The sequence below is a fragment of the Pseudomonas soli genome (assembly GCF_021283165.2).
In the GTDB taxonomy this organism is placed as follows: Bacteria; Pseudomonadota; Gammaproteobacteria; order Pseudomonadales; family Pseudomonadaceae; genus Aquipseudomonas; species Aquipseudomonas soli.
Genome location: NZ_CP128543.1, coordinates 2,475,989 through 2,488,940 on the forward strand (window position 1 = coordinate 2,475,989; position 12,952 = coordinate 2,488,940).

The 12,952-nt window shown below is 65.3% G+C and carries 8 protein-coding genes; 5 read left to right on the forward strand and 3 right to left on the reverse strand.

What is annotated here, in order from left to right; all coding sequences use genetic code 11:
• Positions 1–68: 68 nt before the first annotated feature.
• Entirely contained in the window at positions 69–3,464 is a 3,396-nt protein-coding gene (locus tag LU688_RS11665) for an Ig-like domain-containing protein (protein ID WP_094010378.1), read from the reverse strand.
• A gap of 429 nt (positions 3,465–3,893) precedes the next feature.
• Here LU688_RS11665 and LU688_RS11670 point away from each other — a divergent pair, with 429 nt between their 5' ends.
• The gene (locus LU688_RS11670; RefSeq protein WP_094010377.1) at positions 3,894–4,634 is read left to right on the forward strand and encodes a hypothetical protein; all 741 of its coding nucleotides are present in this window, start codon (positions 3,894–3,896) and stop codon (positions 4,632–4,634) included.
• 62 nt (positions 4,635–4,696) lie between these two features.
• Here LU688_RS11670 and LU688_RS11675 read toward each other — a convergent pair whose 3' ends face one another.
• Positions 4,697–5,614 carry a LysR family transcriptional regulator gene (locus LU688_RS11675; RefSeq protein ID WP_094010376.1) on the reverse strand — a complete coding sequence of 306 codons (918 nt, stop codon included), beginning with the start codon at positions 5,612–5,614 and terminating at the stop codon, positions 4,697–4,699.
• A 259-nt stretch (positions 5,615–5,873) separates the two neighbouring features.
• On the opposite strand from LU688_RS11675, the gene LU688_RS11680 reads away from it, so the two are divergent.
• The 3 genes from LU688_RS11680 to LU688_RS11690 are packed head-to-tail and all read left to right on the forward strand — an operon-like array spanning position 5,874 to position 9,458.
• Complete coding sequence (locus LU688_RS11680; protein ID WP_038705870.1) at positions 5,874–7,178, forward strand: MFS transporter; 1,305 nt, start codon at positions 5,874–5,876, stop codon at positions 7,176–7,178.
• Positions 7,179–7,194: 16 nt separating this feature from the next.
• On the forward strand, positions 7,195–8,436 hold the full coding sequence (locus LU688_RS11685; protein WP_094010375.1) for a Zn-dependent hydrolase: 1,242 nt from the start codon (positions 7,195–7,197) through the stop codon (positions 8,434–8,436).
• The gene (locus LU688_RS11690) at positions 8,436–9,458 is read left to right on the forward strand and encodes a histone deacetylase family protein (RefSeq protein WP_094010374.1); all 1,023 of its coding nucleotides are present in this window, start codon (positions 8,436–8,438) and stop codon (positions 9,456–9,458) included. The genes LU688_RS11685 and LU688_RS11690 overlap by 1 nt, the downstream gene beginning before the upstream one ends.
• 84 nt (positions 9,459–9,542) lie before the next feature.
• Here LU688_RS11690 and LU688_RS11695 read toward each other — a convergent pair whose 3' ends face one another.
• Positions 9,543–10,967 (reverse strand): aminotransferase-like domain-containing protein, encoded by a 1,425-nt coding sequence (locus tag LU688_RS11695; protein WP_094010373.1) that lies wholly within the window; start codon positions 10,965–10,967, stop codon positions 9,543–9,545.
• Between the two features lie 438 nt (positions 10,968–11,405).
• On the opposite strand from LU688_RS11695, the gene LU688_RS11700 reads away from it, so the two are divergent.
• The gene (locus LU688_RS11700; protein WP_094010372.1) at positions 11,406–12,815 is read left to right on the forward strand and encodes an amino acid permease; all 1,410 of its coding nucleotides are present in this window, start codon (positions 11,406–11,408) and stop codon (positions 12,813–12,815) included.
• The last annotated feature ends 137 nt before the right edge of the window (positions 12,816–12,952 follow it).

The following is a 12,952-nucleotide window of genomic DNA, read 5'->3' on the forward strand; positions in this document are numbered from 1 at the left end:
CTGTGGGAGCCGGCTTGTCGTGGCGACGAACCGCGGCGAAAGGGGCGCAGCGCGCCCCCGCCCTTCTTTCACTTGATGCTCAAAGGTACCGTCGCACTCTGCCCCAGCGCCGATTTGACCGTTACCGCCGGTGGCGAGACCGGGCCGCTGCCGGTGGTGGTCACCGACAATTTCCAGCGCGCCCCGGAACCGCTGGCGCTCAACGTCGCCAGGCCCAGGTCGAGCGGCCCGCTGGTGGTGTTGCTGGTCACCCGGATGCTGTTGCCGGCGGCCACCGAGGTGGTGCCCGAAACCTCCCAGGTCCAGCGGTTGTTGCTGCGCAACTGCACCGAAGCGCTGCTGACCTGGATCTCGTCCATTGGCACTGCGGGCGAAACCGCGATGTTTACCGTAGCCGGGGCCAGCGACTCGAGGCCCTTGGCGTCGCGTGCGGCGTAGGTGAAGCTGGCGGTGAATCCCGTGCCCACGGTGGCCGGTGGGGTGTAGGTGACCTGTGTGCCGTTGCTGGCGACCGTGCCCTGGCCGGAGTCGGGCTGGGCCAGGCTGCTGACGCTCAGCGGCACGTTGCCGTCGGGGTCGGTGTCGTTGGCCAGCACGTTGAGCACGATCGGCTTGCCGGCCATGGTCGCGGCGCTGTCGTTGACCGCCACCGGCGGCTTGTTGCTGTCGTTGCCCGAGCCACTGCTCGAGGTGCGGAAGGTCGGCAGGGCGGCGGAATTGACGTATTCCACGCCATCCCAACCAGGCAGCGGCGTTGGCATCATCTGGAACTGGCCGGGGTGCTCCAGGTCCCAGCGCAGCAGCATCGAGGTGTCTTCGTGCTGGGTGTTGTGGCAGTGTTCCATGTAGGTGCCGGCGAACTCGCGGAAGCGGATGGCCATCTCGACTTCCTCGGAGGAGTCTGTGTCCGGGCCGATGCGATAAACATCCTTGCGCGCCCATTTTTCCCACTCCGGCGGGGCCTTGCCGTCACGGCTGAGGACCACTCCTTCCTCGAAATGCACGTGCACCGGGTGGCTCCAGCCATTGCCGCCGTTCTTGATCTTCCACACTTCCAGGGTGCCGTCGCCGCTGAAACCGCCGTCGGTGGCCTCGTTGGCCAGTTGCGGAGCGGCGCCGATGCGGCGTGGGTCCATGCTGTAGCCGAAGCCACCGTCGGTCTTGATGGTCCAGGGCGCGCTGTCGGTGCCGTCGGAGCGGCCGAAGATGAACTCTCGGTGGCGGGCGGCCTTGATCTTGACCTGGTCGCTGGCGCTATTGCGGTCGATCGGCAGGGGAATCATCACCAGGCCGGCAGCCTTGCCGGGCTTGGCCGGTTCATACAGGCTCGGGTCCATGCTCAGGTCCTGGCCGGTGTAGGGCTGCACGATCAGTTGCATGAACTTGCCGACCACCGGGTCGCCGCCATCCCATTCCGGGCCCTTGCTGGTCTGCTTGATCACGGCCTTGTATTTTTGCGACAGCACGTCGGCCAAGGCGATGGCCTGTTTCGGACCTTTGCCGGTGTCGTGTTCCATGAGGTTGACGAAGTACAGCTTGTCGCCGACCTTGATCCCGTTCTTGGCGAAATTGATGATGATGTCGTAGCGCTCGGCGATGCCCTGCAGCGGCAGGATGGCGTTGTTGTCCTGCAAGTTGCCGTCGCCGTTGAGGTCGAGGGTGCCGTCGAACGGCACCGCGTGTTCCATGATATTGCCGTCGTTGGCGATCATGTGGAACGGCACGCGGGCATAGGAGACGTTGGAGCCGCTCGGGCCTTTGAACTCGCCAGCGTTGCCGGCGATTTCACGGACCACGGCGAACTTGAAGTAGCGCGACACCGAGCCGTTGAGAATGCGGAAGCGATAGCTGCGCGCGCGCACCTTGAGCTTGGGCTGGTACTGCCAGTTGACCAGGATCTGGTCGCCGAGGAAGCCGTCGGTGTTGAACGGGTTGAACCACAACTGGCCGTTGGCGTCCCAGGCCTTGTCGGCGATCACCAGGTTGACGTCGTAGTCACGGTTGCCCCACGGCATCGCCGCGCCGCTGGGGAAACGCAGGTTGACGCCATCCTCCAGGGCCTCGTTGCCACGGTCGATGGCCGAGTAATAGTTCATCATCACCGCGTTGCCCTTGTAGACGTTCTGCGCGGTGAAATCGAGCATGTGGTCGTGGAACCAGTGGGTGCTCATGGTCTCGCGCCAGTCGCCGCGGATCCTGATGCTGCCGTTCTCGCAGGTCTTGAGGCCCGGGGATGCGTCGTTGACGAACAGGGTTTCGCCCGGCGCGCAGGGGAAGGCCGCGCGCGGGTCCTGGGCGCGGGTGTTGATGGTGTCGTAGCCGGCCAGTTGGATCGGCCAGCGATAGTCGTAGTACTGGCCGGGGAAGAAGTAGGCGTTGGCGAAACCGTCGCTCTCGGCCGGCGAGTGGCCATTGTGCTCGTGGGTGGAGATGGTATGCAGGCCAAAGCCGTTGTTGGCCGAAGGGTCGATCGGCAGGGCGTTGTAATGGCGCATCAGCACCGGTTGGCCGTAGCGTACCATCAGAAGCTTGGGTGGAAAGGTGCCGTCGAAGGTCCACAGCGTCTTGTGGCCCTGCAGGGGCATCTTCGGGTGGAAGCGGGTATCGATGCCCTTGGTGGTGCCGAGGGTGGTGGGGATGTCGGAGGTCTGGTAGTACAGCCCGCCCGGGGCGAACTCGCCCTTGGCATAGTTGTGCAACTGCTTGCGGTCGCGCAGGCCCTGGTTGATGCGCGCCCCGGCCTGGGCGGTCTTGAACGCGGCCTGGGGGTAGAACTCGTTCCAGCGCTGGTGCGACCAGCCCTTTCCTGGCGGTCGGCCTTCGGCGGGCGAGCCGACCCCGGTGCGGTTGAGGAACATCTCGATCTGCGCCTTCCACGGGTTGCGGTCGAGCACGTTGGCGTACTGTGACGGGAACGGTGTCAGCCCTGGCTGGGTGAGGAAGGCCTCCAGGGCGTTGCCGTTGGGGCTGCTGCGCGCCACATAATCCGGATCCTGCGCGGGCGCGGCACCGATTACGGGGGGCGGGAAGGTGAGGGTGTAGGGCGCAGTGGCCGGGTCGAGTTTCTCCGGGCCGAATTCTTCGAACAGCAGCAACTGCTGGGTGAAGGGCTCGGCGCCGAACAAGGGGCTGGGTTTGCCGTTCGTGGGATAGTTGCGTGAAGTCTGCTGCGCGGGGGGCAGGGCATTGTTGCTGGTCACCGTGGCGCGGGTGCCGTAGACCCCGTCGGTCAATTCGAGCGAGCCCTCGTTGGCTTCCGGCATGCTCTTCAAGGTCTCCAGCGCCGCCGCCTGGGCCAGCGGATCGGCGGCTGGGTCACTGAAGGCGGACGGATCGGTGGGCGGCGGTTGGCTCACGTCGTCGAGCGACCCGGCGAACACGTTGGCCAGCCCCAGGCTGAGCAGCAGCGCCGTGATGGCGGACAACCTGAACACCTGGGTCGATGTTGCAGTTGAATTCTTCATTACCGTATGCCCCGTGTTGTACAGGCTGGCATCTATTGCCACTTTCAGTGAGTGGCGATATGCCCTGTAGAGGGGACCAGCAACGGCTGTGCCAAGCGGAAAATGGCCAAACGCCACGTGTTTCAAGATGTTGCAAAGTCGCGAAAAACGCCTGCTGAGGCAGTTGCCGCAAACCTGGGGGAAGACACCCAGGGCTGGGTGGGGAATGTGCCCCATTTCCCGCCCAAGCGGCCGGGCAAGGGGTCTGCTTTACCTCATGGGCCTGGGCGCTGTCATCGCCAAGCCTGCGGTTGGTGGTGGGCGGCCCGGCTGAGGCTGGCGGCGCGGTGGCTGGCGGGCCGTCAGCAGTGCCCCTTGCCCGAATCCCCTGTTCTTGGCACCCTTGCCAGCCATTGCCTCTCGTCACCCGCCAAACTAAGGAACCTCAAGGTGAGTTGGGAAAAAGTCGGTAAATCCATGGTGGGCCTGCTGGTCCTGGTCGCCGTCGCCGCCACGCTCTATGTGACGTTGCGTGAGGACGACCGGCTGCAGGCGCGCCTGACATACGCCCATCTCACCTACCCGGGCCAATTCAGCGAACGCATCAGCGAGGCCAACGACCTGCTCAAGTATGAGCGGCTACACACGCAGATCAGCGCAATCAGCGCCGGCACACTCAGCCATCCGCAGATCGACAAGTTGGTGGATCTGGCCCAGGCCCCCTACCTGCAACTGTTCGCCAGGCCCTTCGAAGCAGGTCTTGTGGACCACCGCACCGGCTTGCTGATCGAGTTGTCCAACCCCGCCCGAGTACCGCTCAAGGCCGTGCACATACGTCTGCCGGCCAAGGGGCTGGTGCAGGTGCGCGATGCGGCCGGCAACGACACGCTGGTGCCGACCCCGACCAGCAGCATCGACCTGCCGGCCATCGACGGGGTGAGCGAGAGCAAGGTGTGGGTGTACTTCGACGCCGATTATTCACAGATTCGCCAGGCAGGAATCAGTATTCGCGATGCCGACGGCAGCGCCGATATCCAAGTGGTTCGCGAAGTGACGGGGTTCCCGGCATTGCTGGCGCGTTACAGCCAGGTGGTGGTGGCGATGCTCGCCGCGCTGGGGCTGGGGTGGCTGGCGCTTGCGTATGCCTGGTGGGGGCGGGCACGGGTGGCCGGGGTACCGCAGAGCCTGTAGGCGATCACCGCGAACTTGGGCAGGCCTGACGCTCGACCGCTGTCCGCCTACAGGGTTGCCCGCTAGATCACCGCCGTTGCGGCCGACAGCAAGGCCTCTATGAACAGGCTTTCCGCTCGGCTCATGCGTTGGTCCCTTTTCCACAACAGGTGGATGTCGACGTCGGCAATGCCCTCCTGCGGCGGCAGTTTCCACAACAACCCTGCGTCCACATCCGGCGCCACCACATGCTCGGGCAGGCAGCCGATGCCGAAGCCGGCGATCACCAGGCGGCGCACTTCTTCCAGGCTCGGCGACGAGGCGACGATACGCCCGGCGAAGCCCTGCTGGTCGCGGAAGATGGTCAGCGGCGAGAGCATGCCGCCGATCTGGTCGCTGGTGAAACTGACAAAATTCTCCCGCTGCAGGTCGCCTTCCATCTGGCCGAACAGCGCGTGGTGCTTGCCGCAGAAGAACGCGTAGCGCTGGCGCAGGAACAACCGCTGCTCCAGCCGTGGCTGGGGTCGGCGGTTGAGGCTGAGGCCGGCGGTGGCGGTTTTTTCCTGCAGGGCTGCGACGATGTCGGAACTGCGCATCACGTCGATCTCCAGCTCAACCCGGGGGTGCTGGCGGTGGAAGTCGGCGAGGAAGTCGTCGAAGCGTTCGTTGACGATACGGCTGATCATCAACAGGCGCACCTTGCCCACCAGTTCGTCCGCCGGCTGCTCCAGCAGGCCGCCGATCTGTGACATCTGCCCGTACACCTCGCCGGCCAGCTGGAACAGCTGCTCGCCCACCTCCGTCAGCACGAAGCGCGGCCCACGGCGGGCGATGAGCTGGCGCCCGAGTTGCTCCTCGAGGCGCTTGAGCGCCTGGCTCACGGCGGGCTGGGTGAGGTGCAGGCGGGCGGCGGCGCGGCTGATCGACAGTTCCTGGCCGATGACGCGGAAGGTGCGCAGCAGGTTCCAGTCGAGGCGGTCGTTGAGCAGGCGGTCGGGCATTGTCGGGCTCGATGATAAGCGTGGTTAATAGTTCGAATAATAAATAGAAAATTGAATTATAGGCGCCCGCGATGAATGATCTCCAGCAGTGCAGGCCTCATTGCGGGGCAAGCCCGCTACCACAGCTGCCTCCAGATCTTGACGGAGACCCAGGCCTGGTGGGAGCGGGCTTGCCCCGCGATGCGTCCGCCCAGGCGCCGTCAGAGCGCCACCGTGACCCGACAACTCCTGCCAGAAAAACAACCAAAGGAGCCACCCCATGAAGCCCGCCGCTTCGCCCCAACCGCGCCGTGCCGCCGCCGCCGCGTTCATCGGCACCATGATCGAGTGGTACGACTTCTACATCTACGCCACCGCCGCCGCGCTGGTGTTCGGTGCCTTGTTCTTCCCCTCCGACAACAGCCTTTTCAGCACCATGGCTGCCTTCGGCACCTTTGCCGTGGGCTTCTTCGCCCGGCCCTTGGGCGGCATCATCTTCGGCCATATCGGCGACCGTATCGGGCGCAAGAAATCGCTGATCATCACCTTGCTGATGATGGGCGTGGTCACCGTCGCCATCGGCCTGCTGCCGACCTACGCGCAGATCGGCGCCAGCGCGCCGGTGCTGCTGGTCCTGTTGCGCGTGGTCCAGGGCATAGCCGTCGGTGGCGAGTGGGGAGGGGCGGTGCTGATGGCCGGGGAGCATGCGCCCAAGGGCCGGCGCAACTTCTTCGCCTCGTTCGCCCAGCTGGGTAGCCCGGCAGGCCTGATCCTGTCGCTACTGGCTTTCAGCGCGGTCACCCGCCTGCCGGAAGACGACCTGATGAGCTGGGGCTGGCGCCTGCCGTTCCTGGCCAGCGCGCTGTTGCTGCTGGTGGGCCTGGCAATCCGCCTGGGGGTCAACGAGTCGCCCGAGTTCCTCGCCAGCCGTGAGCAGGCCGAACAGACCCGGCGCAAGGAGCAGGCACCGGTGCTGGAAGTGCTGCGCAGCGCCTGGCGGCCGTTGCTGCTGTGCATAGGCGCCAACACCCTGGGCATCGCCGGGGTCTATTTCACCAATACCTTCATGATCAGCTACACCACCCAACAGTTGCACCTGGAGCGTTCGCTGATCCTCGAATGCCTGTTCTTCGTGGCGATCATCCAGTTCTGCGTGCAGCCGTTGGCGGCGTGGCTGTCGGAGCGGCTTGGTGCCACGCGCTTCCTGGCCCTGATGGCGCTGCTGGCGATGGCCTCGCCGTACCCGATGTTCGTGCTGGTGAGCAGCGGCGAAGGCCCGCTGATCGTGCTCGGCATCGCCCTGGCGGCGGCGTGCATGGCGTCGTTCTATGCAGTGATCGCAGGCTACGTCAGCGGCATGTTCGCCACCCGCGTGCGCTACACCGCCATCTCCCTGGCCTATCAGGTGTGCGGCGCCATCGCCGGTGGCCTGACCCCGCTCATCGGTACCTGGCTGGCCCACAGTTTCAGCGGCCAATGGTGGCCGATGGCGGTCTTCTACAGCCTGATCGCCTGCACTTCCCTGGTCTGCGTGCTGGCGCTGGCGCGCCGCTACGCCCTTGGCCGGCAGCTCGAGCTGGCCTGAATCTGGAGTATCCGCAATGTTGAAAAGCAATGGCGATCGCCTGTGGGCGAGCCTGATGGCCATGGCCGAAATCGGCGCCACCGCCCGTGGCGGCAGCTGCCGCCTGGCCCTGAGCGACGAGGACAAGGCCGGGCGTGAACTGTTCGGCCGCTGGTGCCGCGAGGCCGGGATGAGCCTGAGCGTGGATGCCATTGGCAACCTGTTCGCCCGCCGTGAGGGCAGCGACCCGCATGCCGCGCCGGTGATGATGGGCAGCCACCTGGACACCCAGCCCGAGGGCGGGCGTTTCGATGGCGTCTATGGCGTGCTGGCCGGTTTGGAAGTGGTGCGCCGCCTGAACGACCTGGGTATCCGTACCCGCAAGCCGCTGGAGATCGCGGTATGGACCAACGAGGAGGGCGCCCGCTTCACCCCGGCCATGTTCGGCTCGGCGGTGTTCACCGGCACTTTGCCGCTGGCCCAGGCCCTGGCGATCCGCGATGCCGACGGCATCAGCGTCGCCGATGAACTGGCGCGCACCGGTTATGCCGGCCAACGCCCGCTGGGCGGCAAGGTGGACGCCTATTTCGAGGCGCATATCGAGCAGGGCCCGATCCTCGAGGACAACGTCAGGAGCATCGGTGTGGTCAGCGGCGGCCAGGCGATCCGCTGGCTCGATGTCACCGTCGAGGGCATGGCCGCGCATGCCGGCACCACGCCGATGAAGCTGCGCAAGGACGCCTTGTACGGCGTGGCACGGATGATCCAGGCCATCGAACAACTGGCCAGCGACTTCTCCCCCGAGGGCCTGACCACGGTGGGTGAGCTGAGCATCGCCAAGTCGTCGCGCAACACCATTCCCGGCCTGGTGCGCTTCACCCTCGACCTGCGCCATCACCGCGACGAGGCCATCGACGCCATGGAGCGCGATATCAGCCTGCAGTTGCAGGCCATCGCCAGCCAGCGTGGCCTGGCGGTGCGCATCGAGCGCCACTGGGTCAGCCCGGCCACCCCGTTCGACGTCGACTGCGTGGCCGCCGTGCAGCAGGCGGTGGATGGCCTGGACTACAGCCAGCAGTCCATCGTCAGCGGCGCCGGCCATGACGCGATCCTGCTGGCGCGCTACTGCCCCACGGCGATGGTGTTCATCCCCTGCGTCGGTGGTCTGAGCCACAACGAGGCCGAGGATGTGCTGCCCGAGGATGCCCGCCAGGGCGCCGATGTATTGCTCAACGCCGTGCTGGCCCGTGCCGGCCAGGTTGTCGAAGGAGAAGCCTGATGCGCTGCTATTTCCACCCGGAACAATTGCTCCACCACCCGCGCAGCTACTATTCGCGCGGCGCCATGCGCACCCCGCAGGAAGTCCCCGAGCGCGCCCAGCGCCTGCTGCAGGCCGCCAAGGACCTTGGCTTCGATATCCGCAAGCCCGAAGATGCCGGCCTTGCTCCGCTCAAGGCGGTGCATGGCGAAGCCTACCTGGCGTTCCTCGAAGAAGCTCATGCGCGCTGGAAGGAGGTGCCCGAGGACTGGGGCGACGAGGTGATGTCCAACATCTTCGTTCGCGAACCCAACGCCCTGCGCGGCATTCTTGCCCAGGCCGGGCGCTACCTGGCCGATGGCAGTTGCCCGGTGGGGGAGCATACCTGGCGCTCCGCCTACTGGTCGGCACAGAGCGCCGTCGCCGCGGCCCAGGCCATCCTTGACGGAGAATCCGCCACCTATGCCCTGTGCCGTCCGCCGGGGCACCATGCCCGGTACGACGCCGCTGGTGGCTTCTGCTACCTCAACAACGCCGCCGTCGCGGCCCAGGTGTTGCGCGGCCGCTACCAGCGCGTGGCGATCCTGGATACCGACATGCACCATGGGCAGGGCATCCAGGAGATTTTCTACGAGCGGGACGACGTGCTGTACGTCTCGGTGCATGGTGACCCGACCAATTTCTATCCAGGAGTAGCGGGCTTTGCCGACGAGCGCGGTAGCGGAGCAGGAGAGGGCTGCAATCTCAACCTGCCGATGGCCCACGGGGCGAGTGAAGCGGACTTCATGGCGCAGCTGGAGGTTGCGTTGCAAGCGGTGAAGGACTTCGGCGCCGAGGTGCTGGTGCTTTCGCTGGGCTTCGATATCTACGAGCTGGACCCGCAAAGCAAGGTGGCGGTGACTACCGAAGGGTTCGCCCGGCTGGGTGAACAGATTCGTGGGTTGCGTTTGCCGTGTCTGATCGTGCAGGAGGGCGGGTACCACCTGGAGAGCCTGGAGGCGAATGCTCGGGCATTCTTCGGCGAAGAGCGCGATTGGCGTTAAGCCTGTCGAGGGGCAAGCCCGCTTCCACAGGTTGAATCGCCACGGTGGAAGCGGGCTTGGCCCGCGATTGCGTTGGTATGGGTATTACACCCCGCCCCGGCGCACATGCTTCACCAACACCTTCTCCAGCAACTCCCACATCGCCGGGTCGGTACTGAACGCCACGTTGAAGCGCATCCACCCAGTGGCCTTGGCATCGACCATGAACAACTGCCCGGGCCCGAGCATGATGCCTTTCTCCAGCGCATCGTCGAGCAGGGCGGCGCTGTCGGGGATGGCCGGATGCCGGGTCCAGATGTACATCCCTTCGTCCGACTCGATGAACAGCTCGAAACCCAGCCGATGCAGGTGCCGGCCCACTTCCTGGTGCGCCTCGGCCAGGCGCTGGCGCAGGCGCTTGAGGTGCTTGCGCCAGCGGCCGTCGATGATCGCGGCGTACACCACGCGCTCCATCACCTGCGAGGTCGTCAGGCCCGAGCGCATCTTCAGGTGCAGCAGTTGCTGGGTCAGCTCGGGGTTGGCCAGCAGGTAGCCGACGCGCACGTTGGGCGAGATGCTTTTCGAATAGCTGCCCACGTACACCACCTGCTGCAGGTGGTCGAGGCTCGCCAGGCAGGGCAGCGGGTCGGCGATCATGTCGGCGTAGAGGTTGTTCTCCACCAGGCGGAAGCCATGCTGGCTGGCCAACTGCAGTAGGCGGTGCAGCTGCGCCAGCGGGGTGCGCGAGCAGGTCGGGCTGTGCAGGTGTGGCTGGGTGAAGAAGGTCGTGGGGCGGTGGTGGGCCAGCAGGCGCTCGAGCTGGTCGAGGTCATAGCCGGCCGGGGTGCGCGGCACGCCCACCAGGGTGGCGCCCTGGGTGCGCAGGATGCTCATCAGGTTGGGGTAGCCGGGGTCGTCCACCAGCACCACGTCGCCGGGGCGCACCAGGGTGCGCACGGCCAGGTCCAGGGCCTGGCTGGCACCGTGGGTGAGCATGAGTTGCGCCGGGTTGGCGACGATCGACAGTTCCTGCTGCAGGTTCTGCGCAGTCAATGCGCGCAATTCCGGCAGGCCCATGGGGTCGCCGTAGCCGGACAGCTCCAGCGGGCTACCGGCGACCTGGCGCAGGCCGCGGCGCAAGCCTTCCTCGTACATCCAATCGTTGGGCAGCCAGCCACAACCCGGTTTGAACGGCAGCTGGCGGATCTCGAAGATCTGCTGCAGGTACCACTCCGAGTTGAAGGTGGGGCGGCTGGTATCGGCCTCGACGCTGTGCTTGTCCAGCAGCTCGTTCGCCGCACGATTGACGAAGAAGCCCGCATTGCCCTTGCTCACCAGCAACCCCTGGGCCACCAGGCGATCGTAGGCTTCGACCACGGTGAAGGTGCTCACCGAGTAGGTCGAGGCGAACGCCCGGATCGACGGGACCTTCGCCCCGGGCTTGAGGGTCTGGTCGTCGATCAGCGCGCGCAAGCCGTCGATGATCTGGTTGACCAGCGGGGTGGAGGAGTCCGGGTGTAGCTGGAGCATTCGGGGGCCTTCAGGTGTGCGCGACGCCAGGCGCCTGCGGGGCACAGCGGGTGTATTGCATCGGCGGCCTGTACAGTGCAGTGCGTTTTTCATGCCGCTGTGCATGGCTCAATGTGTTCGACATTTTTACATTACGTGTCAGATATAGCCAACACAGCACATGACAGCGCCATGAATAATCACAACATCGCTGCTTTACCGTCGAGGTCCGCCTCGCACCTTCTTCCCGCGTGGCCGGACGCTGCTCGTCCGTCCCCAGCATGGTTCAGTTCGTCCAGAGGGTCGCCTCTGGCCGCGTAAGCAGGCCGCCACGGATGGCCTGCGTGTGCTCGCGCACACCTCCCTGCCCGCAGTAGCACTGATGTACAGGTGAGACCGATAACCATCGGGGTTTCACAGTTTTTCCTTGGATAAAAAGAAGCACGGGGTAAATAACTGATGGACGCTACATCCACATCCACCACCGCGAAGGATGGGCACGAGAGCAAGCTCAGTGCCTCGCTCAAGTCGCGCCACCTGACGATGATGTCCATCGCCGGGGTGATCGGCGGCGCCTTGTTCGTCGGTTCCGGCAGCGTGATCCACAGCGCCGGCCCGGCCGCTGTCCTGGCTTACCTGGCCGGCGGCATCCTGGTGGTGCTGATCATGCGCATGCTGGGTGAAATGGCGACTTCCTCGCCGGACACCGGCTCGTTCTCCACCTACGCCGACCGCGCCATCGGCCGCTGGGCCGGTTTCACCATCGGTTGGCTGTACTGGTGGTACTGGGTGATCCTCATGGCCTGGGAGGCCTACGTGGCAGGCAAGATCCTGCACGGCTTCTTCCCCGACGTGAGCGTCAACGTGTTCGTGCTGGCCACGACCCTGCTGCTGATCACCGTCAACTTCTTCAACGTCAAGCACTACGGCGAGTTCGAGTTCTGGTTCGCGCTGATCAAGGTGGTGGCGATCGTCTGCTTCCTGGTGGTGTGCACCGCCGCGGTGATGAACGTCTGGCAGTTCGGCGAGGTACGCGGCATCAGCCACCTGACCGCCGAAGGCTTCATGCCCAACGGCATCACCACGGTAATCGGCGCCTTGCTGGGGGTGATGTTCGCCTTCCTCGGCGCCGAGATCGTCACCATCGCCGCCTCTGAAGCGAAGGACCCGGCCACCCAGATCGTCAAGGCGACCAACTCGGTGGTCTGGCGGGTGTGCCTGTTCTATGTCGGCTCGATCTTCCTGATCGTCTGCCTGGTGCCGTGGAACGACCCGCACCTGGGCGTCTCCGGTTATGGCGCCTACCGCCGCACCCTGGAACTGCTGGGTGTGCCCTATGCCGAAGTGCTGATGAACTTCGTGGTGCTGACCTCGGTGAGCAGCTGCCTGATCTCCGGCCACTACACCGCCTCGCGCATGCTGTTCTCCCTGGCCCAGCGTGGCGATGCGCCGCGCCTGTTCAAGTTCACCCGTACCGGCACTGGCGTACCGGTGAACGCGATCATCGGCTCGTGCCTGGTGGCGGTGTTCTGCGCGCTGATCAACTTCAGCGATACCCTGCGCCCGAAGGACGTACTGGAAACCCTGATGAACACCACCGGCATGATCGCCTTGCTGGTGTACCTGGTGATCGCCTTCTCGCAGCTGCGCATGCGTCGCAAGCTGGTGGCCGAGGGCAAGGAAGTGCGCTTGAAGATGTGGCTGTTCCCGTGGCTGACCTACCTGGTGATCGTGTTCATCGTGGCGGCGCTGGTGACCATGGCTTTCATGCCGGACTACCAGATCCTGGTGATCTCCACCGGCATCGCCGCAGCCATCGTGGTGGCCATGGGCGTGGTGCACCAGATGCGTACCGCCAAGCGTCACTGAATACGGTAGCGCCTCGCGCAACGGCCGGTCTCCGTCAAGGGGCCGGCCGTTTTCGTTTTCGCCAATCGGATCATCCCTACGTTGTGCGGTGCCGACATGGCTTATGCTGCACGCAATTGCCCTACAAGGAGTCGTCC